The sequence below is a fragment of the Brevundimonas sp. UBA6550 genome (assembly GCF_002434505.1).
Classification (GTDB): domain Bacteria; phylum Pseudomonadota; class Alphaproteobacteria; order Caulobacterales; family Caulobacteraceae; genus Brevundimonas.
In genome coordinates this window covers 98213-122643 of record NZ_DJKE01000005.1, presented here as the reverse complement: position 1 = coordinate 122643, position 24431 = coordinate 98213, and the positions used below count along the sequence as shown (strand labels likewise).

The window sequence follows — 24431 nt, the reverse complement described above, 5'->3', positions numbered from 1 at the left end:
CATGGGGCAGGGGCTGCGTGACGCCATCCCGGAAACGGCGGTCCATCTCTGTGTCGACATGCAGCGGATGTTCGTCGAGGACACGGCGTGGCGCACGCCCTGGGCGGAACGCGTACTGCCGGTCATCGTGCGCCTGTGCGAGGCGAAGGCCGAGCGCACCTGTTTCACCCGCTTCGTTCCGGCCGAACGGCCGGGCGAGGGCCAGGGGACCTGGAGACGATACTGGGAGCGCTGGCCTTCGATGACCCTCCAGACGCTCGGAGAGGGCATGGTCGAGTTGGCCGTTCCGCTGCAGCGCTTCGTCCCTCCAGGGCGCCTTCTGGACAAGCGCGTCTATTCGCCCTGGATGGGCGCGGACTTCGACGCCGCGCTCCGCCGCGGCGGCGTCGACACCCTCGTGGTGACCGGCGCGGAGACCGATGTCTGCGTGCTGGCGACCGTGCTGGGCGCGATCGATCTGGGATATCGGACAGTCGTGGTGACGGACGCCCTAGGCAGTTCATCCGACGAATCCCATGACGCCCTGATGGACCTTTATCACGAGCGTTTCTCACAGCAGGTCGAGACGGCCGACAGCGCCGAAATCCTGGGTGCTTGGCGCTAGATGGGCTCCAGCACCGCTGTCTCGCCGTGGCGGGCCCGCAGCCGCCACGGCGCGCCCCGTATCCACAAACGGTCGCACTCGATCACATCCCACCCTTGCGGCAGGACGACGTCCCGGCGGGCCCAATGTCGGGGATCGCCGTCGTCGATCCTGAGCGCCGGGAGGCCGAGCAGGAGACCGGTGACGAAACCGCCGATGTTGGCGAAGAAGGGTCCGGCGGCGACGCCGCCCGCCTTGTCCAGCCGATACTCCAGCGTCTGCAGGAAGCGTCCGTGCTGATAGAGGGCGAAACCCTCCTCCTGGAGCTTGAGCGCCAGCGCCCGATCCCCCAGCCACGCGGCCCAGACGCCGTAGAGCGCCGCCAGCATGGGCGAGCCGACGTAGCCGCGCCACTGATCGACGTAGAAGCGCAGCGTCGTGTCGCGGGTGTCTGACTCCATTTCGGCCCAGTAGGGGAAGATCCCCATCAGCGCGCCGGGCGTGGCGGCCTTCTCCTCGGTGACGCGATATCCATCGTGATCGGCGATGGCGCCGTCGTCGCGCAGCGTGGGCCTCAGCCCTTCCAGGACCTCGCTCCACTTGGCGGGCGCCTCGAGGCCGATCATCCGCGCCATGTCGATGGCGCGGCGCAGCACCACCGTGGCGGCGAGGATGGTCAGGGCGTCGTTGTCGGCGGTCTCGATCCGTTCCGCCGGACCCCCGATGTCGCGGAAGACGAAGCGGTCCCCGTCGACCGACGCCCGGTCGACGACCCAATCCGCCACGCCCGAAAGCACCGGCCAGGCCGCCTCGCGCAGGAAACGGTCGTCGCCGCTGGCGTCGGCGTAGAGGGCGAAGGCGCGCGCCACGTGCAGGCTGACGTGATCCTCGCGCGCCGCGGCGGTCGCGCCGCCGGGCGCCGCCTCCTCGCCGTGGGCCGATCCGGCCTCCCAGGGGAACTTCAGCCCCGCGCGCCCGGCCATCTTGGCGTTGTTGCGGGCGGCCGGGACGCCGCGCACGCGGAAATCCAGCATGGCCCGCGCCGCCTGGGGCTGCAGCAGGGTCAGCGGCGGGATGGCGAAGGCGTCCACGTCCCACATCACATGGCCGAAATAGTAGTGATAGTTGGTCCAGGTCGCGAGGCCGAAGATGGAGGTCGACGACGGCGACGACGGATGGACCGAGGCGTTCAGATAGAAGAAGGCGGCGTCAGCGATCCCCTGCCACCGCTCGCCCGCCCCGACCAGGCGGATGCGGCCCTTCCAGAGGTCGGCCCAGGCTTCGTGGTTGAGCCGGCGCAGGGCGTCGAACCCGTTCTCCGTGGCGGCGGCCAGGAGGCGCACGGCCTGGCGATGCGGCTGGTGATGCAGCACGTCCGGGACCAGGGACGCCATCTGGCGAAAGCGGTGACGGCCGGCCCGGGCCTTTAAGCGATAGGTGGTGGAGAGCGGCCCGGTCTCGTCCCAGGGTTCCTGGGTGCGCTCGGCCTCTGGGGCCGCCGTCGTCGCCAGGGCGATTCCGCAGGCGCCCAAGCCGCCCTCGGACCGCCACAAGATCGCGCCGTCGCACACCGGAGGCGTCTCGCCGGGCGTGTCGAGGCGACGCTCCGCCATCGATCCGCGTACGCCCGCCGGATCGACCCGCGCCCTGAACGTCAGTTCGCAGGCCTGGTCCAGCGTGACCTGGACCTCCTGGCAGACCACGGTCGAATGCGAGCGGCTGGCGAAGGTGACGACCTCGACCTCGGCCCTGCCGGCGGGTAGCCGCACTCGAAAGCGCGTGGTCAGTTCCGCTGTCTCGAAGTCGTAACTCTGGTCCACGGGTTCGAAGCCGCCCATGACCTCGCTCGCCCAGACTCCGTCGAGCGCGATGTCGCCGCCGAGCGGATAGGGCGCCGCGACGGCGGCCTCGACGTGCCGCTCGTGATGTTCGCCGACGAAACCGCTGACGATCGCCATGCCGGGAACCAGGGGCACGTCGCGCACCCGCAGTCCGATCACGCCGTTGGAGACATAAGCGGGCAGATCCTCCGCCAGGGCGCCGGTCGCCGGCGGCGGGCTGATCGGCCGGTGCGGATCAGACCGCGCCATAGGGCGGATCCTGGTGCAGGGCCGCGTGGCCGGTGCGGCGCTCGTGATGGCGGTCGATCTCGTCGACGATGGCCAGGCCGCGCTCGCGACCGACCAGTTCCAGCAGGGCGTCCAGCTTGGCTTCCATTCGGTCGTCGTTCTCCTTCGACGACGGCGAGCCGACGTAGAGGAAGTAGGCCAGGCCGACGACCTGCCACAGCAGTTGGAGGAACTCGGATTGCCAGTTCTCGAAGGTGTCGCGCCCCATCTCCAGAAGGTACGGTGTCAGCGCGGGCGTCTGTCCGTGCTCGCGCGCCTCGTCGATGAAGGCGTACCAGCCGAACAGCCAATGCAGGCCGATGGAGATGGCGAAGAAGGCCAGGGTGATCCAGGCGTAGGCGTAGCGTTTCAGCATGATCGCTCCTCCACCGCTGCCCAAGTCGCTCGCCGCCCCCCCGGTTCCGCTCAGCCCTGGCCGGCGGGCGGCGACCTCGCGGTTTCGTGACGCAGCGCCCACACGCGCCAGGCGTTCTGTAAGATCAGGGAGGACTGCGCCATGACCGAGAACCGGCGGGCAGAAACGGCGGACGAGTCCGTCGATGTCGCATTGCTGGCCCAGCAGCTGGCGGAACGCGGCTTCTATGTGATCGGCGAACTGCGCGGGCCAGCGACGCTGACGGGCGAGCGCATCCGGCCGGAAAAACCCCGCACGCGCCCGCCGACATCGATCAGTGAGGCTTGAGGACCACCTTGGTCCATTCGTTCTGGTTCTCCTTGAAGTTCTTGTAACCCTCGGGCGCTTGTTCGAGCGGCAGACGATGGCTGATCAGATCGGTGGTGTCGATTTTGCCCTCCAGGATCATCTGCAGCAGCTGAGGCAGGTAGCGCTGGACGTGGGTCTGGCCGGTCTTCAGCGTCAGTCCCTTTTCCATGAAGGCGCCGACCGGGAACTTGTCGGCGAAGCCGCCATAGACGCCCGGGACGGAGACCGTACCACCCTTCCTGACCGCCATGATCGTCTCGCGCAGGACGTGGGGACGGTCGGTGCCGAGCTTGGTCTCCTGTTTCACCGCATCGACGATATTGTCCGGTGAGAAGCCGTGGCTCTCCATTCCGACCGCATCGATGCAGCTGTCTGGTCCAAGGCCAGCTGTCATCTCCAGCAGGGCTTCGCGCACTTTGACCTCGTGATAGTTCAGGACTTCCGCTCCGTTCGCCTTGGCCAGCGCCAGTCGGTTGGGATGGTGGTCGATGGCGATCACGCGACCGGCGCCCTGCAGGATCGCGCTCTTGATCGCGAACAGCCCGACCGGGCCGCAGCCCCAGACGGCGACAGTGTCGCCAGGCTGGATTTGGCAGTTCTCAGCCGCCATCCAGCCCGTTGGGAATATGTCCGAGAGAAACAACACCCGCTCATCCTCGATGCCCTCCGGGATTTTGATCGGGCCGTAGTCGGAATAAGGGACGCGCGCGTACTGAGCTTGTCCGCCGGCGAAACCGCCGGTCAGATGCGAATAGCCGAACAAGCCCGACACCGACTGGCCATAGGCGATTTCTGACGCGTCCGCCTTGTCCGCCGGATTGGAGTTGTCGCAGGCGGCCGGCATCGACTTCTCGCAGAAGAAGCATTTCCCGCAGGCGATGACGAAGGGGACGACCACCTTGTCGCCCTTCTTCAGACTGGTGTTGCCGCGGCCGACTTCGACGACCTCGCCCATGAACTCGTGACCCAGGATGTCGCCGTTGGACATCCCGGGGATCATGCTGTCGTAGAGATGCAGGTCTGAGCCGCAGATGGCGGTGGCGGTGATCTTGATGATGGCGTCGCGAGGATTGACGATCTGCGGGTCGGGGACAGTATCGACTTGGACGTTGTGCTTGCCGTGCCAGGTGAGGGCGCGCATGGGCGACTCCTTAGAATTGGGAAGGGGGATCAGATGTGACGGTCGGACCGAGGCGCGGCGTGGGGGGCCTTGGACGTCGAGATCTCGCCCGTCTCCATCAGTTGCTTGAAACGGCGCAGTTCGCGGCGCGCTTGGAGACGTGGCTCGCGCTGCATCACCTTGGCGACGACCTTGCCGATGACGCCGGAGGGCGGGTCGTAGCTGATGAACAGTCGCACCTCCGTGCCGCGACCAAAGGCGTTGTCACGGAATTCGATCCAGCCCTCGTGATCGACGTCCGAGTCCTTGCTAGAGGTCCAGGCGATGCGTTCACCGGAGACGTCCTCGGTGATCTCGCTGGTCAGTTCGATGTCTTTGTCGGCCGGCCCGGCGACGATCCAGCGAGAACGGCCGGACTCCAGAAGCTCGACCGATTTCACCGTCTCCGAGAAGGTCGGCATATTCGTCAGATCGCGCCAAAAGGCGTAGAGGTCGTCGCGGGGGCGATTGATCAGGACGGCCCTCAAGCTTGAGGCCTCGTATTCGCCCTCGCGCCGATCCTTGTCGACAAAGGCGGTCGAGCCAACGTCGGCGTCGGTGGAAACTTCACTATTGGACATAGGCTTAGCTCCGATGGGCTGAACCTCGTCAACCACCCGCGATGGGCTTCGTTCCAGCTTGAGCGGAGGAACAGGCACCTCGGTTAAGGGTGGGAAGAGCATCTAGCCCAGGTGCCGTCCTCATGACCGACATCCTCAACCCGACCGCCGCCGAAACCGTCCGTCGCCTCGCCGTCGTCACCGACGCTTCCTTCGGCATCGGCTTTGAATTGGCAAAGCTCTTCGCCGAGGACGGATACGACCTCATCATCGCCGCGGACACCGCGCTTGCCGAGTTCTCCCAGACCTTGACCGGGCTCGGCGACCTGGTCTCCGCCTGGCGACGGAAGAGGGCGTCAGTCCTTCTACGCCGCCATCGGCGCTCGCCCGGTCGATGCGCTTGCCGCCAATGCGGGGCAAGGGCAGCGGCTGGGCAAGGCCTTCCTCGACCAGGACTTCGACGACGTGGTCCATGTCATCAACACCAATATCACCGGCACGATCCGGCTGGCTTGGCTGATCGGCCGTCATATGCGAGAGCGCAGCCAGGGCCGCATCCTCTTCACCGGCTCCATCGCTGGCCTGATGCCGGGCAGCTTCCAGGCCGTCTACAACGGCACCAAGGCCTTCGTGGACAGCTTCTCCTTCGCCCTGCGCAACGAACTGAAGGACAGTGGCGTCAGCGTGACCGTCCTGATGCCCGGACCGGTCAACACCCATTTCTTCGAGCGCGCCGGCCTGATGGACACCAGGGTCGGCCAGGACGAGCACAAGGCCGAAGCCGCCCATGTCGCCAGGACTGGCTATGAGGCCATGAAGCGCGGCGACGGCGACGTGGTCGCGGGCATGAAGAACAAGGTCCAGGCGGCGATGGCCGCCGTCACGCCCCAGACCGCGCTGGCAGAACAGCATCGCAAGATGGCGGAGCCGGGATCGGGATCGTAACGGAAGCTCTGGCGGGAACGGACCCTCACTTGGGAAGTCTCATTCCCGCCCTTGGTCCAACTTCCGCTCCTGGCGCGGTTGAGACATCTTACTTGGAGAAGGCCTGTTCGAAGATGGGCGTACGGACCCGCATCGAGGCCGTGGCGGCGGGCGTTCACAGCCGGATTCTCACGCTAGTGCAACGGCGTGCCCCAGCCCTTCCGCAACGGGATTGGTCGGAAAGATCCCAATTATTTAACGTGAGTTCGAGTCCCGCTTGAGGATTCGAACAGAGGTGGCCGACTTTGGGGCAGGGGAGGACACAACCTTTTCATTCCTAGGATGACCGCTTTGCGCCCCACATCCGGCCGTTCGGCCTTGTAGCCGACGATCCCGAAAGCCGCCCTTTGTTCCGCCAGCGCTCAACTGGTTCAGACCCGACATTGCGCTCACGGCCCAACAGGTGTGGCCACCATTATGTTCGGAGTGCAGCAATCAGGGCGTCCCGAGCCATGGCCACGCGCGGGTGTCGCAGCGATGAGCGTGCCCAGACGAGGTAGTAAGCGTTGCGCGGCACCGTGACCGGGGCGGGTATCTCGATCAGCGTGCAGGCAGCGCGTTCGCTGCGGGTGAGATAGCCGGGCATCACCGTCCAGCCGAGACCCGCGCACAATCCCGATCGCAATACTCTCAAATCGGGCGCGGTCAACGCGGGCTGGCTCGTCAGCTCGAGCTGGTTTGCATGGAGCCAGGTTCGCAGCAGCGGCCGGTCGAGGTCGTAGGCGAGGTGGGCCGTCCGGTTGAGCCCGTCGGCAAGCGGCAATTCGGCAATCCGCATGGCCACGGCGGGCGAGGCTACGGCGCGCAGGTGCTCTTCGCCCAGCGCATGGAAGGCCAACCGCGGATCTTCGGGTTGTGAGGCGGTGACGGCCAGGTGCACCTTGTCTTCGAGGAGCATGGCATAAAGCGCCTCGCGCCCGCCGATATGCAGCCGCAGGTCCAGCCCTGCTTCCAGCAGCGGAGCCAGTCGGGGCGTGATCATTTCGCCCAGCATGTCCGACGGCGCGGCGATGTGGACCGTGCCCAAGATGCGGGACGAACGGGCCCGCGCGCTGGCCAGTGCCGATTCCGCCGTGTCGAGGCTGCTTCCGATTGAAGCAGCGAGATCGTCGGCGATCGCTGTCGGTCGGACGCCGCGCGAATGGCGATCGAACAAGGGACGGCCCAGTTGCGCCTCGAGCGATGCGATGTGCTGCGACGCCGCCGGTTGGGTGATGCCGATTGCCCGGGCCGCCTCGCTCAGTGAACGACGGCGGTAGACTTCGACGAAGGTGCGCAACTGCAGGAGGGACATTCCGGTTCCATAACTGGATTTATGGCCGTCCGCCATTCCCGCTGGATTTCATGATGCCGTTCCCTGCGTATCTAAGCCGCCGAAAGGAACGATTGAATGCAAAATCGCCGCCAACTGCTGAAAGCACTCACCGCTGTCTTTGTGGCGGGTGCGGCTGCGCCGGTTGCGTTTGCTCGTGTCCCCGACATCAATGGAGAAGGACAATTGACGATGACCCGCATTCTCATGGTGGCCACCTCCGCCGACCGAATGATTCCCGGCACCGAACCGACGGGTGTCTGGCTCGAGGAACTTACCACCCCGTATTATGCCTTCCGCGATGCGGGCGCCGAGGTGACGCTGGCCTCGATCAAGGGCGGCGCCATCCCCGTCGACCAGCGCAGCGTCAACGCCCACGGCGAGAACGACGCTTCGGTCGAGCGCTATCTTAAGGACGAGGCCCTGAAGGCCGAGGTTACCAGCACCCCTGTATTCACAAGCATCGATCCCGCCGGCTACGACGCGCTGTTCCTGCCCGGCGGCCACGGCACCATGTTCGATTACCCCGGCAGCGACGAACTGGCCCGCCTGGTCGAACGCTTCGACCGCGAAGGCAAGATCGTTGCCGCCGTCTGCCATGGACCGGCAGGGCTGGTCTCGGCGAAGAAGGCCGATGGCACGCCCCTCGTGGCTGGCCGCCGTGTCGCGGGCTTCACCGACAGCGAGGAACGCGCGGTCGGCCTCGACAAGGCCGTGCCGTTCCTGCTCGAAACGCGCCTCAAGGAACTTGGCGGCAAGCACGAGAGCGGCCCCGATTTCGCCCCATTCGCTTTGCGCGACGGCAACCTTGTGACCGGCCAGAACCCCGCCAGCGCAACCCGCACCGCGGAGCTCGTGATGGAAGCCCTCAAGGACAAGGACGCCTGATCATGCGGTATCTCCACACCATGCTGCGCGTCGCCGATCCCGAGGCGGCGGTCCGGTTCTTCACGCTGCTGGGTCTCAGGGAGACCCGGCGCATGGAGAACCAGGCCGGGCGTTACACGCTGATCTACCTTGCCGCCGACGAGGATTTCCGCGGCGACGGCGAGCAGGGCGATGCCGAGGTCGAGCTGACGTACAACTGGCCGCCCGAGGATGGCAGCGCTTCCGAGAAATACACGGGCGGCCGAAACTTCGGCCATCTCGCCTACGGGGTCGACGACATCTACGAAACGTGCGCGCGGCTGCAGGCGGGCGGCGTGACGATCAATCGCCCCCCGCGTGACGGATACATGGCGTTCGTCCGCTCGCCGGACGGGATCTCGATCGAACTGCTGCAGACGGGCGAACACAAGGCTCCGGCCGAACCCTGGGCCTCCATGCCCAACACGGGCGAATGGTGATGGCGAAATTGTTCGAACCGATTGAGGTTGGCGGGCTGCGGCTCGCCAACCGCATCGTCATCGCGCCGATGTGCCAGTATTCGGCAGTCGACGGCGCGATGACCGACTGGCACCAGATGCATCTCGGCCAGTTGGCGCTCTCGGGCGCGGGCGCGCTGACGATAGAGGCGACCGCGGTCAGCCCGGAAGGGCGCATCACCTACGGTGACGTCGGCCTGTACGATGACCGTACCGAAGCGGCGATGCGAAGCGTGCTCGAAAGTGTGCGCCGTTGGTCGGACATGCCGCTGATCATCCAGCTGGCCCATGCCGGCCGCAAGGCGAGCTGCGCCAAGCCGTGGCAAGGCGGAACGCAGATCGCCCCCGATGCGGAGAATGGCTGGCAGACCGTGGCACCCAGCGCCATTCCCTTCGCTCCGGACGACAATCCCCCTGTCGAACTGGACAAGTCAGGGCTTGCCCGCATCCGGGAGGCGTTCGCGGATGCCGCCCGGCGCGCCGGCAGGCTCGGCATCGAAGCCATCCAGATCCACGTCGCGCATGGCTATCTGCTCCACGAGTTTCTTTCGCCGATCTCCAACCGGCGCGGCGACGAATACGGCGGCAGCCTCGACAACCGGATGCGGTTCCCGCTCGAAGTGTTCGATGACGTGCGCGAAGCGTTTCCGGCCGACCGCCCGGTGACCGTCCGCGTTTCTGGGACCGACTGGGTTGAAGGCGGCTGGACAGCGGAGGAAACCGCATTGTTTGCACAGGAGCTGGAGCGGCGCGGTTGTTCGGCAATCCACGTCTCCGGCGGCGGCCTCGACCCGCGCCAGCAGATCCCTGTCGGTCCCGGCTATCAGGTGCCGCTGGCGCGGACGGTCAAGGACGCGGTCGCCATGCCTGTCGTGGCGGTCGGACTGATCACCGATCCGCACCAGGCGGAGCGCATCCTCGAAGACGGGCATGCCGACGCCATAGCGATAGCCCGCGCTGCGCTGTGGGATCCGCGTTGGCCCTGGCACGCCGCCGCCGCGCTTGGTGCATCGGTCAAGGCGCCCCCGCAATATCTCCGGTCCGAGCCCCACGAAGCGGGCCGCATCCTCGAGGAAATGACCCCATGAAAACCTCCGTCAAACTGCTTCTTGCCGCTGGCGCTGCCCTCTCGCTTGCCGCCTGCTCGACGACCCGCGAGGGTGCATCCGCGCCCCAGATCGAACAGGTCGCGACCTTCGATGGCGCGATGCCGACTGGCGTGACCGTCGCCCCCAACGGGCGCATCTTCGTCAACTTCCCGCAATGGGGCGACAACGCGCCGTTCACGGTTGCCGAGCTGGTCGACGGCAAGGCGGTGCCTTATCCCGACGCCGCGACCAACCAGCCCGATCCGGCCGACCCGGCTGGGCATTTCATCTCGGTGCAGAGCGTGGTGGCCGACGGCGCCAATCGCCTCTGGGTGCTCGACACGGCGGCGCCCAAATTCTCTCAACCACAGGCCGGCGGTGCAAAGCTGGTGGCAATCGACCTTGCGACCGACCGGGTGGTGAAGACGATCGTCCTGCCGCCCAGCGTGGTGCTGCCCACGACCTACCTCAACGACGTGCGCTTCGATCTGCGTCAGGGTGCCGAGGGCGTCGCCTACATCACCGACAGCAGCAACGAGGGGATCGGCGGCATCATCGTCGTCGATATCGCAAGCGGGCGGGCGATCCGGCGCCTGTCGAACCATGCGACGACCAACCCCGAGCCCGGCTTCACCCCGGTTGTCGATGGCGCGGTGCTCATGAACCGCCCGGCTGACGGCCCCGCGACGCCGGTCACGATCGCAAGCGACGCGATTGCGCTCAGCGCCGACGGCAGCCTGCTGTATTACGGTCCACTGTCGGGCCGCACGCTGCACGCGGTGCCCACGGCAATGCTGCGCGATCCCGCGGTGTCCGAGGAGGCATTGGGCCGCGCGGTCCGCAGCCTGGGGCGCAAAGGCGCCTCGGACGGGATAGCCGAGGATGACAAGGGCCGCGTGTTCGCCGGCGATTACGAGAACAACGCGATCCGCGTGCTCGACCAGGGCAGCTGGACGACGGTGATCAGCAACCCGCGCATCAGCTGGCCCGACACGCTGTCGATCGGCACCGACGGCTACCTCTACTTCACCGCCAACCAGCTTCACCGCCAGCCAGGCTTCCACGGCGGGCGGGACTTGCGCCGCAAGCCCTACGAGCTGCTCCGCATCAAGGTGGGCGCGGCTCCCGTCCTGTTGCGCTCGCGGTGACCCCATCAGGCCGGGCGGGCTCGCGCGGGGCCGCGATCCGGCGAAAAATCAACAACTGACTTGAAGGAATACAGTCATGACCAAGGGTATCGAAGGCAAGGTCGTTCTCATAACCGGCGGCAGCAGCGGCATCGGCGCGGAAACTGCGCGTCTTCTCGCGGAACGCGGCGCCAAGGTGGCCATCGCCGCGCGGCGCAAGGACAGGCTCGACGAGGTCGTCGCGGACATCGCCGCAGTTGGCGGAACGGCACGTAGCTACGCGCTGGACGTGACCGACAAATCGGCGGTCCAGTCCGTCGTCGCCTCAATCATTGCCGACTTTGGCCGCCTCGACGTGCTGATCAACAACGCCGGGCTGATGCCGATCCGTCCGATGGCCGAGGTCAACACCGACGAGTGGGACCAGATGATCGACGTCAATCTGAAGGGTACGCTCTACGGCATCGCGGCGGCCCTTCCCGGCTTTCTCGAGCAGGGCAGCGGCCACATCATCAACCTGAGCTCGGTTGCGGGCATCAAGGTCTTCGCACCAGGCGGCACTGTCTACTCCGGCACCAAGTTCGCCGTCAGCGCGATCAGCGAGGGCTTGCGCCACGAGGTGGGGGAAAAGGTCCGGGTTACGTCAATCGAGCCTGGAGCTGTCGAAAGCGATTTGAAATTCACGACCTCTGGCGCGGCTGCCGAGACGGTGCTGGACTTCTACAAGCAGGCCATCCCGGCGGCATCGGTGGCGCGTGCTATCGCGTTCGCTGTCGAACAACCTGATGACGTCGACGTCAACGCGATTGTCATCCGTCCGACCGCACAGCAGTTCTGATTGCAATGAGGAGGCGGGGCCGCGTGTGCTCCGCCTCATGGGGAACGTATCGGCCCGCTCGTCCGTTGCTTTGCCGAATAATATGTGTCCGTTTCACTTGAGGAGTCATTTATGCCCAAACTTGCCCTGTATGTACCGCTGAAGGCCAAGCCCGGAAAAGAGCGCGATGTCGCCGATTTCCTGACCTCGGCATTGCCGCTCGTTCAAGCTGAGGCGGGCACTCTGACCTGGTATGCGATCGAGGAAGGTCCCGGTGCGTACGCGATCTTCGATACGTTCGACACAGAGGAGGATCGGCAGGCCCATCTTGACGGCAAGGTTGCCGCCGCACTGATGGAGAAGGCAGAAGAACTGTTCTCTGAACCGCCGCAGATTCACAAGTTCACCCTACTGGCCGCGAAATAGCGGAGCGGTCGGCACCCTAAGCTGCCGTCTGACCGCAGGGTAAGGCTCGTGTCTCTATCCGGAATGGATGGCCCGGTCGGATCGGGAAATGAATAAATGAATACGACAGGTCATCCGCGAAAGTGGATGGCCTTGTCTTTTGCGATTATCACACTTCTGAATTTACTGATAAGGCGCCGTTGATGTGTCCCGACGTAAGGGCGCCATTAGTTCGCGGGAGATTCTTGAGCACATCAATTCGGCGCGTTATTCGGCCGTTCTGGCCCAGTCATTCAGAAAACCGCCGTGAATTGATCCCAGGACGGCCCTACGGGAAGGAACCTCTGAGGTAGCGAAAGGTTCAGGAAACTGAGATCACTTGGAAGGGTGCGATGTCCTCCGCCGTTGCGATGGACCGGATCATCGCCAAGCTCTCGATTTGATGACTCGTTGAAAAGAGCTGCGAAAGGAAAAGATCCGTGAAAGCTGTCGTGTACAACGGGCCCAAAGATGTTTCTGTCAATACCATCGACGATCCCAAGATCGAAAAGCAGACCGATGTTATCATCCGGCTGACCACGACCAATATCTGCGGGTCGGACCTTCACATGTATGAAGGCCGTACCAGCTTCGAGAAGGGCAAGGTCTTCGGCCACGAAAACCTTGGCGAGGTCATCGAAGTCGGCTCTGCCGTAGATCGCATCAAGAAGGGCGATCGCGTGTGCATGCCGTTCAACGTCGGTTGCGGTTTCTGCGAAAATTGCGAACGCGGGTTGACGGGTTTTTGCCTCACGACCAACCCTGGAACCGCTGGCGCAGCGTATGGCTTTGCCGAGATGGGTCCGTGGCAAGGTGGTCAGGCCGAGTTTATGCGCGTTCCTTATGCGGACTTCAATTGTCTGAAGCTGCCTGAGGACGCTGAGGAGAAGGAGGATGACTATGTCATGCTCTCCGACATCTTCCCGACGGGTTGGCATGGCGTCGAACTGTCAGGTTTCCTGCCTGGCGAAAGCATCGCGATCTACGGCGCCGGTCCAGTCGGTTTAATGGCCGCGCACTCAGCCGAAATCCGCGGCGCCTCTCAGATCTTCGTGGTCGATTCTCACGATGACCGCCTGAAACTGGCCGAGGCCATGGGCGCCATTCCGATCGACATGCGAAAGGGCGATCCCGCCCAGCAGATCCTTGACGCGACCGGCGGCCTCGGGACCGACCGGGGGGTTGAGGCGGTCGGGTATCAGTGTTGCGATCGCCACGGCAAGGAGCGCAGCAATTACACGATGAACTGCCTCGTCAAAAGCACGAAGGCCACCGGCGGAATCGGCGTCGTCGGCGTGTTCATTCCGGAAGACCCGAACGCGCCCGACGATCTCCAGAAGGAAGGCAAGATGGCGTTCGACTTCGGCAACTTCTGGTTCAAGGGCCAGAAGATCGGCACCGGCCAGTGCAATGTAAAGCACTACAACCGGCGACTGATGAAGCTTATCGAGCAAGACCGGGCCAATCCTGCCCAAATCATCTCGCACCGACTGCCGCTTGATCAGGCACCAGACGCCTACAAGCATTTCGACGAGCGCGATGCTGGTTGGACGAAGGTCGTGCTCAAGCCGGGCGCCTGACCTTAGTTTTCGACGGAATAGGAAATAAATTATGACTTTGGAAGGCAAATCAGTTGCCATTCTGATCGCACCCCGCGGGACGGAAGAACCAGAATTCTCGAAGCCCAAGCAAGCTGTCGAGGACGCTGGTGGCAAAGTGACCGTGGTCAGTTTTGAGCCGGGCAAGGCTCGCACAGTCAATAGCGATCTTGACGAGGGCGGCAGCTATACTATCGACAAGACGTTTTCCGAGGTCAAAGCCGACGATTTCGACGGACTTGTTGTGCCCGGAGGGACTGTCGGTGCCGACAAGCTGCGCGGCAGCGTCGAGGCAATTGGTTTCATCCGGGCTTTCTTCGATCAGAAAAAACCTGTTGCGGCTATATGCCATGCACCCTGGACATTGATCGAGGCGGGCGTGCTTAAGGGTCGCACCTTGACGTCCTACCCGACGCTGAAGGTCGATATCGAGAACGCCGGCGGTGCATGGACCAATGAGGAAGTCGTGGTCGACAACGGCCTTGTTACCAGCCGCGATCCCAATGATTTGCCCGCCTTCTGTGCCAAACTCGTTGAGGAGATCGCAGAAGGTGTGGCCGCGGCGCTCGCAGCAGGGAATTAAGACGGGGCGTTTCGACGAACCATGTGAGGGCCCTCTCCTTGGAGAAGGTCCGCACAAAGCAAGCGTGGCGGATGGCCAGCGATGGCCGTCCGCCACGCCGCGTATCGCACGAACACGGCACACCTGACGGGCACTCAAACCCTAAGCCGCGTCAACCGCGGTGACACATCGCCGGCTCCCGCTTCCAGATTCGACCCATTCCAACGTGTGGTTGAGATGCACCTGATCGAACGTGCATTCCGCCAGATTTACGACTACAGCGCCGCCTTGAGATAGCGGGCGGTGAGACTGCCTTCCGCTTCCGCAACGACGCCAGGGACGCCGCTGGCAACGATACGGCCCCCATCTTCCCCGGCCCCCGGTCCCAGGTCGATGATCCAGTCCGCCTGTGTGATGGCGCGCATGTCATGTTCGACGACTACGACGGTATTGCCGGCGTCTACGAGGCCCTGCAGGTGTTGCATGAGCCGGTCGCCATCGGAGGGGTGAAGCCCCGAAGTTGGCTCGTCGAGGATGTAGATCGTGTTGCCGCGTTGAGCGCGTTGCAGTTCAGTCGCCAGCTTGATGCGCTGCGCCTCCCCGCCAGACAGCTCGGTCGCCGGCTGACCGAGCCTCAGATAGCCAAGACCGATCTCCCGCAACACGTCGAGGGAGCGCATCACAGATGCCTCGCCAGCGAAGAAATCGCACGCATCGTCGACCGTCAGTTCGAGCACCTGGGCGATATTGCGCCCGTTCCATTCGACTTCGAGCGTTTGCGGGTTGTAGCGAGAGCCATGACAGGTCGAGCAGGGGGCAAAAACGCTCGGCAGGAACAGCAGCTCCACCATGACGTATCCCTCGCCCTCGCACACAGGGCAGCGGCCTTGCGCGACGTTGAACGAGAACCTTCCCGGGCTGTAGTGCCGCCGGCGGGCGAGCGGCGTATCAGCGAATATCCGTCGCACATGGTCGAACATGCCGCTGTAGGTGGATAGGTTCGAGCGCGGCGTGCGGCCGATCGGTTTCTGATCGACCCGGACCAGCCTGCGAACATGCTCCATGCCTGCGACAATGCGTCCTTCAGTGTCGTTCTGCGCAACATCGAGCAGCGGGTCGATATCCTCCTCCTCGGCCACGGGGGAGCCGCCGAGGTGTTCCGTGACGAGCTCGGGCAGCGCCTGACTGACAAGACTGGATTTACCCGATCCCGAAACGCCGGTGACAGCGGTGAAGCAGCCGATGGGAAACTCGACGTCGAGACCATGGAGATTGTTCCGTCTGATCCCTTCCAGGCGTAGCCATGCCTTGGGATCGCGCGGTGTGCGCTCACTGCGGAGCGGCTCTGCGAACAGGTAGCGGCGGGTGATCGAATTCTCGACGTCGGCAAGCCCCTCTATCGGCCCGCTGTAGAGGACTTCACCGCCCTTTTCCCCGGCTCCTGGCCCGACATCGACGAGCCATTCCGCGCGGCGGATCACGTCGAGATCATGTTCGACGACGAACAGGGAGTTGCCCGCCGCCTTGAGACGCTCGAGGATGGTGAGCAAGGCTTCGCCATCTGCCGGGTGCAACCCTGCCGAAGGCTCGTCAAGCACATAGACCACGCCGAAAAGCTGTGACGACAATTGCGTGGCAAGCCGCAAGCGCTGCAGCTCTCCGGAGGAGAGCGTCGGCGTGCTGCGGTCGAGCGAAATGTAGCCAAGGCCAAGATCGATGAGCGGCTCTAGCCGCTCGATCAATTCGCAGGCAAGGCGTTGGGCGGCGATCCGCTTCTCGTCGGAGAGATTGGGCGTGCGGCGTACGTCGGGCGCGCTCTTGTGCGCCGAGCCGCCCGCCGCAACCCGTTGTTCGACCGCTGCATCGCGGGCCGCTTTTTCCAGAACATGGCCCTTTGAGGGGGCGGAGACCGCCCCATACGCGCCATGCGCGACGGGGATCAGCAAGTCTTTCAGCTTGAGCACCGTCAGGTCGCCGAACTCGGCAATGTCGAGGCCGGCGAATTTGACCGACAGGGCTTCGCGCTTCAGGCGCTTGCCGTCGCAGGTCGGGCAATCGCGGCCGATGATATATTGCGAGACGCGCTTCTTCATCAGCGCGCTTTTCGTGTTGGCGAAGGTCTCCAGCACATAGCGGCGGGCGCCGGTGAAGGTGCCCTGATAGCTCGGTTCCATGCGGCGCTTCAGCGCCACGCGGGTCTGTTCGGGCGTCAGACCCGCATAGACCGGCACCGTCGGCGCCTCTTCAGTGAAGAGGATCCAGTCGCGATCCTTTTTCGGCAGGTCGCGCCACGGCGTATCGACGTCATAGCCGAGTGACACGAGGATATCGCGCAGGTTCTGGCCATGCCATGCCGCCGGCCAGGCGGCGACTGCGCGTTCCCGGATCGTCAGCGTGTCGTCGGGCACCATCGTTTCTTCGGTCGCGTCATAGACGCGCCCGATGCCGTGACAGGTCGGGCAGGCCCCCGCGACCGTGTTGGGGGAGAAATCCTCCGCATAGAGCATCGGCTGATGGCGCGGATATTCGCCGACGCGCGAATAGAGCATCCGCACCAGGCTGGAGAGCGTCGTCACGCTGCCGACCGAGGATCGCGCGTTGGCCGAGCCGCGCTGCTGCTGCAACGCGACCGCAGGCGGCAAACCGTCGATCGCGTCGACCTCCGGCACGCCGGCCTGGTCGATCAGGCGACGGGCATAGGGCGCAACCGATTCCAGATAACGCCGCTGGGCTTCGGCATAAAGGGTGCCGAACGCGAGCGATGACTTGCCCGAGCCCGATATGCCGGTGAACACCACGAAGGCGTCGCGCGGTACATCGACGTCAATATTTTTGAGGTTATTCTGGCGCGCGCCGCGAACCTGCACGCAAGCGGGCGGCCCCGTATGCCCATGATCGGTGGCCGGCGTCGTCGCGTGAATATCCTTGCTCTTCAATTCAGTCTTCCTGCCCTATACGCCCGTGCGGCCCGTGGTTCATCACAGCCGGGTAACAGATGAATGCATTTCCGACTCAATACATCCAACGGCCAGGCTGGCCCGATGTTCGGTACCTTTGAAATATTTTTCCAGCATTAGACCAAAACCATTTTCCCGTTGGGTCGCGCGACGAGGCCAGACACACTCCGCTGGTAAGCGCCTGGGCCAGGCGGCCCTGGTCCGTGCCGCTATCGGCATGTAACGACCGCACTTCGGCGCTTGTTACCGCATCGCGACGCGTTGCCCATTTGCCAGAGCGCGCTTCATCATGGCAGGGGTCGGGACATGATGACGGCCGAGTTGTCGATCCGAGCGCCTCGCGCCGCTTCGGATCGGCGGGTCAGTAGTGAATGACCGTGCGGATCGACTTGCCTTCGTGCATCAGTGCGAAGCCCTCGTTGATCTCCTCCAAACCCATCGTGTGGGTTACGAATGGGGCCAGATCGATATCGCCTCTCATCGCGTCCTCGACCATGCCGTCAACTCCTCGCCCGGTTCCGGTCGGTCGCTTGTGGAGTGGCTACGCAGAAGCCGCTGTGCCGACCTATTCGTGCGAATCCGGCAAACCTCTCGGCTAGCCTGGACCGCAGAATACACTCCATCATGGTGGAGAAGCTCCAAGTTGATACTGATGTCGTTTGGGTCAAAGATGTCGTCGAAGGTCACAACAGACTGCGAAAGGCCTCGACATCACGAAAATTTTATTGATTAGAATTTCACCAATGTTTTCAATACCTCGAGATTTGTTCGGCCTACGGATCGGTTTCCTATCGATGTCGAACAAAAAATCCAAAACATTCAATGTTCTGGTCCGGCTTCAGTAATCGAGTGGGAATGATCGAGGGCTTTCGACGTCATCCGATGTCGCTTCAGCAAAGTAGGTGACGTTTGGTGTCGTCCTGAAAATTCCGAAGTGCATCTCATAATGCTCGGACGTTTTCTGAGTTTGCTGTTCTCCCGCTTTGCGGGTTCGCCCGTGGCCGGCATATTTCATTTTGACGGAAGCTTACGCCTCGCGCATCGAAGTGAAAAAGGGGCGGCTTTTTTGTGGAACACGGGCGAGGGACGGATCATGCGCGGGTGCGGTGGCTGGCGCACGAGGTGCTGCCGCACGAGCAGGATGTCCGCGTCTGGTTGAAGCGGTCTCTGGTCACGTCCAACGATGTCGATGACGTGATTCAGGAGGCCTATTGCCGGCTGGCCAAGCTGAAGGCGGTCGAGCAGATCGAGAGCCCGCGCGCCTACTTCTTTCAGACGGCGCGATCCGTGGTTCTGGAGCAGATGCGTCGCGCGCGGATCGTAAGAATCGAGGCGGTGACGGAAATCGACGCCCTGCGCGTCGAGTGGGATGAGCCGTCGCCTGAACGTATCGCCGGGGGACGAAAGGAACTCGAACGCGTGCTGAAGATCGTCGCCACCTTGCCCGAACGCAGCCGACGCATCTTCGAGATGCGTCGCATCTTGGGTATGTCGCAGCGGGAAATCGCGGCGCAGCTGGGCGTGACCGAGAACGTGGTCGAGAACGAGGCTGCGCGGGGGTTGAAGGCGGTCCTGGCCGGTCTGGGGAAGACGGGTGACGAAGGTCGCGCAGCGACGCCCCGTGGGCGGCAGGCATGAGCCGGGAAACCTCAAGCGAGATCGATGCGTCGGCGGCCAAGTGGGCCGCTCAGCTGGATGCGGGGTCGATGAGACCTTCGGACCATGTTGCGCTGGAAGACTGGCTCGAAGGCGACAGCCGTCGTCAGGGCGCCTTGTGGCGGGCGAGGGCGGTCCTGGCCCTTATGGTCGAGCCGGTCGAAACCGTTGTGGATCGCGCGACGGCCAGACCTGACCGCCGCCTGTTGCTGGGCGGCCTGGGATTGGCGGCGGCGGTCGCCGCCGGCGTCGTTCTGGCTCCTGTCATGTCGGGTCAACGCTATCGGACGCTGGTCGGGGAAATCCGTCGCGTTCCGCTGGCGGACGGATCCATGGCGGCGATCAATACCGATACGACGCTGGATGTTCGATTCCAGAAGACCGAACGCGCCGTGAAGCTGGATCGCGGCGAGGCCTGGTTCCAGGTCGCCAAGGATCGGGCCCGTCCGTTCGTCGTGGCGGCGGGCGACATCCGGGTTCAGGCGGTTGGCACGGCCTTTTCCGTGCGTCGCAAGTCGGCCGGGGCCGAGGTGCGGGTGACGGAAGGTGTGGTCGAGGTATGGAGCGACAAGGGCGCTTCAAGACAGCGTCGCCGCGTGGTGGCGGGCGAGCAGGTCTTCGTCAGCAACGAGGCGGGCGCTTCAAGCCCTGTCAAACGTCCGCTGGAAATGGATCGCGCCCTATCGTGGCGAGAGGGCCAGATCGTTCTGGACGGCGACACGATCGCCGCCGCTGCCGCCGAGTTCAATCGATACAACACCCGCAAGATCGTGATCGTCGATCCCGATCTGGAGGGGCGCACTGTGGTCGGCTGGTTCCGAACCAACGAGCCGGAGAGCTTCGCCGAGGCCGTCGGCGTCTCGCATGGGGCCGGGGTGAACGTCGGCGCGGACGTCATCATGCTGGGCGGTGCGCGATAAATTTTTCATCCGGCGACGGAAAACCTATCGTCGGACATCGAGACGTTTGGACCCCTCGAAGAAGGGGCCGGGAACCAGGAAACACAAAAGGGAGGGCCCACACATGGCCATGTCGCGAAACTATTGCGCGCGAGCGTCGCTGATGATCGCCGTCAGCACGATGGCGTTGACCGGCGCCGGCGCCGTTCAGGCGCAATCCAGACAGTTCAACGTCCCGGCGCAGCCCGCCGCCACTGGCGTCCCGGCCTTCGCCCGACAGGCGGACCTGCAAATTCTGGCCTCGACCGATGCAGTGGCCGGGCAGCGGACCGCCGCCGTGCAGGGTGTCTATTCCGTGAACCAAGGCCTCAACCAGCTTCTGCAGGGCAGCAATCTGGTCGTGGCGTCCAACAACGGGCGGACTGCTGTTCTGTCCGGCGCGATGGCGGCCCCGCAAACCATCGCCCAGGGGAGCGATGTCGAGGACCAGGCAGACGAAGTTGAAACTATCGTGGTAACCGGTTTCCGCGCCTCGTTGGGAAGCGCCTTGACGGCCAAGCGTCGGGCCAATGGCGTGGTCGATGTCATCAAGGCCGAGGACATGGCCGACTTCCCCGACGCCAACCTGGCGGAGTCGATTCAACGGGTGCCGGGCGTCTCCATCGCACGCGACGCCGGCGAAGGCCGTCAGATCACCGTGCGCGGCCTGGGCCCGCAGTTCACGCGCGTGCGCATCAACGGCGTCGAGGGCCAGAGCACGGCGTCGGGCACCGACAGTTCGGGCGGCGCCAACCGTAACAGAGCGTTCGACTTCAACGTCTTTGCGTCCGAGCTTTTCAACAGCATCACGGTGCGCAAGACCGCCTCTGCCGAGACGGAAGAGGGCTCGCTGGGCGCAACGGTCGATCTGCAGACGGGCCGCCCATTCGACTACTCCGGCGCCAACCTCGTGCTGTCGGGCCAGTATGGCTACAATGACCTGTCGCAGGAGTGGGATCCTCGGTTCGCGGCCCTGGCCAGCAACACCTGGATGGACGGCCGTCTCGGCGCACTGGTTTCTGTGGCTTACACCAAGCGTCGTCTTCTGGAAGAAGGTCACGGCTCCGGCGGCTGGCTGAATGGAACCGAGGCCGGCGGCTATAACCCTGCATCGCCGTTTGCGGCTGCGCGACGCGCCGACGTCTACACGCCGCGCTTCCCGCGCTATGGCCGGCTGACCCACGATCAGGAGCGTTTGGGCCTGACGGGATCGGTGCAGTTTCGTCCGCAAGAGCAGACGCTGATCAACCTCGATCTGCTTTATTCCGACTTCAAGGCGACCCGTCAGGAGAATTGGCTGGAAGCCCTGTCCTTTGCGCGAAACGCCTCGCAGGGCGGGCGGCCGGAAATCATCGTGCGCGATGGGGTCATCGATGCGAACGGCGACATGGTCTATGGCCTGTTCGACGACGTCGATGTGGAAAGCGAGACCCGTTTCGACGAACTGGACACCAAATACACCCAAGGCACGCTGACCCTGGAACATCAGTTCAGCGACCGCTTCCGGGTCAAAGGTCTGATCGGCTATTCGAAATCCGATTTCGACAATCCGATCCAGACGACGGTGATCCTGAACCGCGAAAACTCGGACAATTATTCATACGACTACCGCGAAAACCGCAACGCGCCCCTGATCCGTTTCGGCTACGATGTCACAGACCCGCTGGCCTACAACTTCGGCGCGGCGCGTTCGGAAATCCGGCTGCGTCCGCAGGGAGTGACCAACACCATCAAGACGGCGCAACTGGACGGCGGCTATGACCTGACGCCGTCGCTGACGCTGAAGGCTGGGGTGAACTACAAGGAGTATGAGTTCGACTCCTGGGCCTTGGCCCGGGTCAACGAAGGCGTGGTGCCGCAATTGCCCGCTGGCGTGACCCTGGCAAGCCTGACGGAAATGGTCAGCGGTTTCGGCCGCAATCTAGGCGCGCCCGACGGCACGGTGCGCAACTGGGTCGCGCCCAATCTCGCCGCCTTCGCCGATCTGTTCAACATCTACAGCGGCACGGGTCTGTTCGAACTGAGCGGCGCCTCAAACGCCAATGCGCGTGGCAATATCCGCAGCGTGACGGAAAAGGATTCAGCCGCCTATCTGCAGTTGGACTTCAACACCGAACTTGCTGGCGTTCCGGTGCGGGGCGACATCGGCGTGCGCTACGTCAAGACGCGCCAGAGCTCGACCGGCTATCAGCTGGTGGCGGGCGCCGCGCAACAGACGACGGTTGATCGTGACTATGACGACGTGCTGCCGGCGCTGAATGTCACCGCCGAGGTCACGCCGGACTTCCTGGTGCGTTTCGGTGCGGCCAAGGTGATGACCCGCCCCAATCTGGGCAGCGTCACGCCGGGCGGCAGCCTGAGCACCGTCGGTGTGTTCAGCGTCAGTTCGGGCAACCCCTATCTGAACCCCATTCGCGCAACGACCTACGACCTGTCCGCCGAATGGTATTTCGCGCCGGACGCCCTGTTGTCGGTCGGCCTGTTCTACAAGGACATCGACAGCTACATTCAGACCTCGCGGACGTCTCAGCCGTTCAACCAGTCCGGCCTGCCGCAAGATCTGCTCAACGGTCTGGGCGTGTCACCCAGCGATGTCTTCCTGTTCAGCCGTCCTGTGAACACCGAGGGCGGTCCCCTGAAGGGCGTCGAGATCAGCTATCAGCAGCCATTCAGCTTCCTGCCTGGGCCATTCGACAATCTCGGCGCCATCCTCAATGTCACCCTGGTGGATTCGAAGATCAGCTACATCTCGTCGCGGTCGCCGACCGGCTTTGTCGAGAACGACCTGCTTGGCCTGTCGAAGACCGCCTATAACGCCACCCTCTATTACGAGGACGACCGGTTCAGCGCCCGTGTCTCGGCGGCCTATCGCGATCGCTATCTGACGGCGGTGCCCAGCGGCACCAGCACCAACGATATCGACGGGGTGCGCGACATCGTGACGGTGGACGCCTCGGCTTCCTACGCTCTGAACGACCGCATCAAGTTGACGTTCGAAGGGCTGAATCTGACTGACGCCTTCAACGAACAATACACCGACAGTCGCCGCGACAGCATCTACGTCTATTCGCACACGGGGCGGCAGTACAACTTCGGCGTTCGCTACACCTTCTAGGAACACTCCCAACTCCCCCGGGAGACTGGGCGCTGACCGGTTCGCCGGTCGGCGCCCTCTTTTTCCAATCGGAGCCGCCATGCGCTTGTCCGTTTCGCGTCGTCAGGCGCTTGCCGCCGCCGTTTTGCCGATGATGGCGTCGACCCGATCCTGGGCCGCCACAAGGGGATACGACGCCGTGGTGGGCACGGCCGAGGCCGGTCGGCGGGTCGGCGCACCCGCCTATCCTGCGCTTTCGGCCGCCATCGCCGCAGCGCCAGCGGACGGGCGAAAGCCGTTCCGCATTCTGATCACACGCGGGATCTGGACCGAGCAGGTCGTCGTCGACAAACCCTTTATCCATCTGATCGGCGAGGATCGCGCCGGTTCGGTGATCAATCACCTGGCGGCCTCGGGACTGGCGGCGCCGGACGGCCGGATGTTGGGCACGTTCCGCACCCCGACCCTGTTCGTGCGCGCCCGCGATTTCCACGCCGAGACGCTGACGATCAACAACGCCTTCGACGGCCTGGCGGAGATGACCAAGCCCAACGGTCTGCATTCGCACAATGGGGCAGGGCCGCAGGCTGTGGCCCTGATGATGGACAAGGGCTCGGACCGCGCCGTCGTCCGCAACTGCGACATCCTGAGTTATCAGGACACCCTGTTCCCCGATGCGGGGGCAACCCTGTTCGACCGTTGCCTGATCACGGGCAGCTACGACTTCATCTTCGGCGCCGGGCGCGCCTGGTTCGAACGCTGCGAAATCCGGTCCCGGCTCCGACCTGCCGATCCAGTCGAGGGCTATATCGTGGCCCCCAGCACGCCCATCGATCAGGCCTACGGCTTTGTCTTCCACGACTGCCGCCTGACCCGAGACGCGGGGACGCCTAGGCACTCTGTCTTCCTGGGCCGGCCTTGGCGCCCGTCCAGCGCCTTTCCCGATGGCCGATACGGCGATCCTCGGTTCGTCGGAGCGACGACCTTCCTTGACTGCTGGATGGACGATCATATTGCGCCGGCCGGCTGGACCGAGATGTGGTACACCGGAAAGGACGGCAATCCGCGCACCATGCTCCAGCCTGAGGACGCGCGTTTCGCGACCTTCGGCTCTCGCGGTCCCGGCCGTGCGGAGTTTGAGCGAGGCGCTCGGCTGACGGCGAACGAGGCGGCCAGTGTTCGACGGAGTGACGTTCTCGGGAGCGCTCTTGCCTGACGACTGTCGGCGTTCGCGGAGCCACCATGCTGTTCCAGGCAGAAATCGAAGCATGAAGGTAACCGGTGTCTTTTTCGTTCGGGGCATCGTATTGATGGGTTTCGCCAGTCCGTTTCCGCGCCGTGTGACGAGCCGACCAG

The 24431-nt window shown here is 64.1% G+C and carries 21 protein-coding genes and 1 pseudogene; 15 read left to right on the top strand and 7 right to left on the bottom strand.

Annotated elements, in window-relative coordinates:
- Nucleotide 1: 1 nt before the first annotated feature.
- On the top strand, nt 2-604 hold the full coding sequence (locus B3Z70_RS04650) for a cysteine hydrolase family protein (protein WP_066551082.1): 603 nt from the start codon (nt 2-4) through the stop codon (nt 602-604).
- On the opposite strand, the gene B3Z70_RS04645 is transcribed toward B3Z70_RS04650, so the two are convergent.
- On the bottom strand, nt 601-2673 hold the full coding sequence (locus B3Z70_RS04645) for a glycoside hydrolase family 65 protein (protein ID WP_066551083.1): 2073 nt from the start codon (nt 2671-2673) through the stop codon (nt 601-603). The two genes, B3Z70_RS04650 and B3Z70_RS04645, sit on opposite strands and share 4 nt — an antisense overlap.
- Complete coding sequence (locus tag B3Z70_RS04640; RefSeq protein WP_197458446.1) at nt 2660-3067, bottom strand: DUF6766 family protein; 408 nt, start codon at nt 3065-3067, stop codon at nt 2660-2662. Before B3Z70_RS04640 ends, B3Z70_RS04645 begins: the two co-directional genes overlap by 14 nt.
- A gap of 141 nt (nt 3068-3208) precedes the next feature.
- Here B3Z70_RS04640 and B3Z70_RS04635 point away from each other — a divergent pair, with 141 nt between their 5' ends.
- Nucleotides 3209-3394, top strand: a complete 186-nt coding sequence (locus tag B3Z70_RS04635) for a hypothetical protein (protein ID WP_066551084.1) — start codon at nt 3209-3211, stop codon at nt 3392-3394.
- On the opposite strand, the gene B3Z70_RS04630 is transcribed toward B3Z70_RS04635, so the two are convergent.
- Both B3Z70_RS04630 and B3Z70_RS04625 read right to left on the bottom strand, forming a co-directional pair.
- Nucleotides 3381-4556: a zinc-dependent alcohol dehydrogenase gene (locus tag B3Z70_RS04630; protein ID WP_174086239.1), complete on the bottom strand. Its 1176-nt coding sequence runs from the start codon at nt 4554-4556 to the stop codon at nt 3381-3383. The two genes, B3Z70_RS04635 and B3Z70_RS04630, sit on opposite strands and share 14 nt — an antisense overlap.
- Nucleotides 4557-4585: 29 nt before the next feature.
- The gene (locus tag B3Z70_RS04625) at nt 4586-5155 is read right to left on the bottom strand and encodes an SRPBCC family protein (RefSeq protein ID WP_066551089.1); all 570 of its coding nucleotides are present in this window, start codon (nt 5153-5155) and stop codon (nt 4586-4588) included.
- A 354-nt stretch (nt 5156-5509) separates the two neighbouring features.
- Between B3Z70_RS04625 and B3Z70_RS04620 the strand changes: the two genes are divergently transcribed.
- On the top strand, nt 5510-6079 hold the full coding sequence (locus B3Z70_RS04620) for an SDR family NAD(P)-dependent oxidoreductase (RefSeq protein ID WP_197458503.1): 570 nt from the start codon (nt 5510-5512) through the stop codon (nt 6077-6079).
- A gap of 454 nt (nt 6080-6533) precedes the next feature.
- On the opposite strand, the gene B3Z70_RS04615 is transcribed toward B3Z70_RS04620, so the two are convergent.
- A complete protein-coding gene (locus B3Z70_RS04615; RefSeq protein WP_292023659.1) occupies nt 6534-7412 on the bottom strand; it encodes a LysR family transcriptional regulator in 879 nt (292 codons plus the stop codon).
- A 96-nt stretch (nt 7413-7508) separates the two neighbouring features.
- Between B3Z70_RS04615 and B3Z70_RS04610 the strand changes: the two genes are divergently transcribed.
- The 8 genes from B3Z70_RS04610 to B3Z70_RS04575 all read left to right on the top strand — a co-directional run bounded on the left by B3Z70_RS04610 (nt 7509) and on the right by B3Z70_RS04575 (nt 14451).
- Nucleotides 7509-8318: a type 1 glutamine amidotransferase domain-containing protein gene (locus B3Z70_RS04610; RefSeq protein ID WP_292023657.1), complete on the top strand. Its 810-nt coding sequence runs from the start codon at nt 7509-7511 to the stop codon at nt 8316-8318.
- 2 nt (nt 8319-8320) lie between these two features.
- Nucleotides 8321-8776 carry a VOC family protein gene (locus B3Z70_RS04605; protein WP_112862296.1) on the top strand — a complete coding sequence of 152 codons (456 nt, stop codon included), beginning with the start codon at nt 8321-8323 and terminating at the stop codon, nt 8774-8776.
- On the top strand, nt 8776-9882 hold the full coding sequence (locus B3Z70_RS04600; RefSeq protein WP_292023655.1) for an NADH:flavin oxidoreductase/NADH oxidase: 1107 nt from the start codon (nt 8776-8778) through the stop codon (nt 9880-9882). Before B3Z70_RS04605 ends, B3Z70_RS04600 begins: the two co-directional genes overlap by 1 nt.
- Nucleotides 9879-11030: an L-dopachrome tautomerase-related protein gene (locus B3Z70_RS04595; RefSeq protein ID WP_292023653.1), complete on the top strand. Its 1152-nt coding sequence runs from the start codon at nt 9879-9881 to the stop codon at nt 11028-11030. Before B3Z70_RS04600 ends, B3Z70_RS04595 begins: the two co-directional genes overlap by 4 nt.
- A 76-nt stretch (nt 11031-11106) precedes the next feature.
- On the top strand, nt 11107-11847 hold the full coding sequence (locus B3Z70_RS04590; RefSeq protein WP_066551102.1) for an SDR family oxidoreductase: 741 nt from the start codon (nt 11107-11109) through the stop codon (nt 11845-11847).
- Between the two features lie 111 nt (nt 11848-11958).
- The gene (locus B3Z70_RS04585) at nt 11959-12252 is read left to right on the top strand and encodes a putative quinol monooxygenase (protein WP_066551104.1); all 294 of its coding nucleotides are present in this window, start codon (nt 11959-11961) and stop codon (nt 12250-12252) included.
- Nucleotides 12253-12710: 458 nt separating this feature from the next.
- Complete coding sequence (locus B3Z70_RS04580; RefSeq protein ID WP_066551106.1) at nt 12711-13850, top strand: glutathione-independent formaldehyde dehydrogenase; 1140 nt, start codon at nt 12711-12713, stop codon at nt 13848-13850.
- A gap of 31 nt (nt 13851-13881) precedes the next feature.
- Nucleotides 13882-14451, top strand: coding sequence for a type 1 glutamine amidotransferase domain-containing protein (locus tag B3Z70_RS04575; RefSeq protein WP_066551108.1), 570 nt, complete (start codon nt 13882-13884; stop codon nt 14449-14451).
- Nucleotides 14452-14705: 254 nt separating this feature from the next.
- On the opposite strand, the gene B3Z70_RS04570 is transcribed toward B3Z70_RS04575, so the two are convergent.
- On the bottom strand, nt 14706-17297 hold the full coding sequence (locus tag B3Z70_RS04570; RefSeq protein WP_066554738.1) for an excinuclease ABC subunit UvrA: 2592 nt from the start codon (nt 17295-17297) through the stop codon (nt 14706-14708).
- Between the two features lie 451 nt (nt 17298-17748).
- Nucleotides 17749-17886: pseudogene (locus tag B3Z70_RS04565) on the bottom strand (S-(hydroxymethyl)glutathione dehydrogenase); the annotation flags it as partial.
- Between the two features lie 602 nt (nt 17887-18488).
- Between B3Z70_RS04565 and B3Z70_RS04560 the strand changes: the two are divergent.
- From B3Z70_RS04560 to B3Z70_RS04545, 4 genes are all read left to right on the top strand, one after another.
- A complete protein-coding gene (locus B3Z70_RS04560; protein ID WP_292023651.1) occupies nt 18489-19025 on the top strand; it encodes an RNA polymerase sigma factor in 537 nt (178 codons plus the stop codon).
- On the top strand, nt 19022-19963 hold the full coding sequence (locus B3Z70_RS04555) for a FecR family protein (protein WP_292023649.1): 942 nt from the start codon (nt 19022-19024) through the stop codon (nt 19961-19963). The genes B3Z70_RS04560 and B3Z70_RS04555 overlap by 4 nt, the downstream gene beginning before the upstream one ends.
- 103 nt (nt 19964-20066) lie before the next feature.
- Nucleotides 20067-23096 carry a TonB-dependent receptor gene (locus B3Z70_RS04550; protein WP_292023647.1) on the top strand — a complete coding sequence of 1010 codons (3030 nt, stop codon included), beginning with the start codon at nt 20067-20069 and terminating at the stop codon, nt 23094-23096.
- Nucleotides 23097-23175: 79 nt separating this feature from the next.
- Nucleotides 23176-24291: a pectinesterase family protein gene (locus B3Z70_RS04545; protein ID WP_292023645.1), complete on the top strand. Its 1116-nt coding sequence runs from the start codon at nt 23176-23178 to the stop codon at nt 24289-24291.
- The last annotated feature ends 140 nt before the right edge of the window (nt 24292-24431 follow it).

What these genes read in the sequence shown, in the direction of transcription:
- B3Z70_RS04635 (WP_066551084.1), top strand. Translation starts at nt 3,209, where the DNA reads ATGACCGAGAACCGGCGGGCAGAAACGGCGGACGAGTCCGTCGATGTC.
- B3Z70_RS04550 (WP_292023647.1), top strand. Translation starts at nt 20,067, where the DNA reads ATGGCCATGTCGCGAAACTATTGCGCGCGAGCGTCGCTGATGATCGCC.
- B3Z70_RS04650 (WP_066551082.1), top strand. Translation starts at nt 2, where the DNA reads ATGGGGCAGGGGCTGCGTGACGCCATCCCGGAAACGGCGGTCCATCTC.
- B3Z70_RS04545 (WP_292023645.1), top strand. Translation starts at nt 23,176, where the DNA reads ATGCGCTTGTCCGTTTCGCGTCGTCAGGCGCTTGCCGCCGCCGTTTTG.
- B3Z70_RS04640 (WP_197458446.1), bottom strand. Translation starts at nt 3,067, where the DNA reads ATGCTGAAACGCTACGCCTACGCCTGGATCACCCTGGCCTTCTTCGCC.
- B3Z70_RS04595 (WP_292023653.1), top strand. Translation starts at nt 9,879, where the DNA reads ATGAAAACCTCCGTCAAACTGCTTCTTGCCGCTGGCGCTGCCCTCTCG.
- B3Z70_RS04615 (WP_292023659.1), bottom strand. Translation starts at nt 7,412, where the DNA reads ATGTCCCTCCTGCAGTTGCGCACCTTCGTCGAAGTCTACCGCCGTCGT.
- B3Z70_RS04585 (WP_066551104.1), top strand. Translation starts at nt 11,959, where the DNA reads ATGCCCAAACTTGCCCTGTATGTACCGCTGAAGGCCAAGCCCGGAAAA.
- B3Z70_RS04555 (WP_292023649.1), top strand. Translation starts at nt 19,022, where the DNA reads ATGAGCCGGGAAACCTCAAGCGAGATCGATGCGTCGGCGGCCAAGTGG.
- B3Z70_RS04590 (WP_066551102.1), top strand. Translation starts at nt 11,107, where the DNA reads ATGACCAAGGGTATCGAAGGCAAGGTCGTTCTCATAACCGGCGGCAGC.
- B3Z70_RS04630 (WP_174086239.1), bottom strand. Translation starts at nt 4,556, where the DNA reads ATGCGCGCCCTCACCTGGCACGGCAAGCACAACGTCCAAGTCGATACT.
- B3Z70_RS04610 (WP_292023657.1), top strand. Translation starts at nt 7,509, where the DNA reads ATGCAAAATCGCCGCCAACTGCTGAAAGCACTCACCGCTGTCTTTGTG.
- B3Z70_RS04605 (WP_112862296.1), top strand. Translation starts at nt 8,321, where the DNA reads ATGCGGTATCTCCACACCATGCTGCGCGTCGCCGATCCCGAGGCGGCG.
- B3Z70_RS04645 (WP_066551083.1), bottom strand. Translation starts at nt 2,673, where the DNA reads ATGGCGCGGTCTGATCCGCACCGGCCGATCAGCCCGCCGCCGGCGACC.
- B3Z70_RS04575 (WP_066551108.1), top strand. Translation starts at nt 13,882, where the DNA reads ATGACTTTGGAAGGCAAATCAGTTGCCATTCTGATCGCACCCCGCGGG.
- B3Z70_RS04600 (WP_292023655.1), top strand. Translation starts at nt 8,776, where the DNA reads ATGGCGAAATTGTTCGAACCGATTGAGGTTGGCGGGCTGCGGCTCGCC.
- B3Z70_RS04625 (WP_066551089.1), bottom strand. Translation starts at nt 5,155, where the DNA reads ATGTCCAATAGTGAAGTTTCCACCGACGCCGACGTTGGCTCGACCGCC.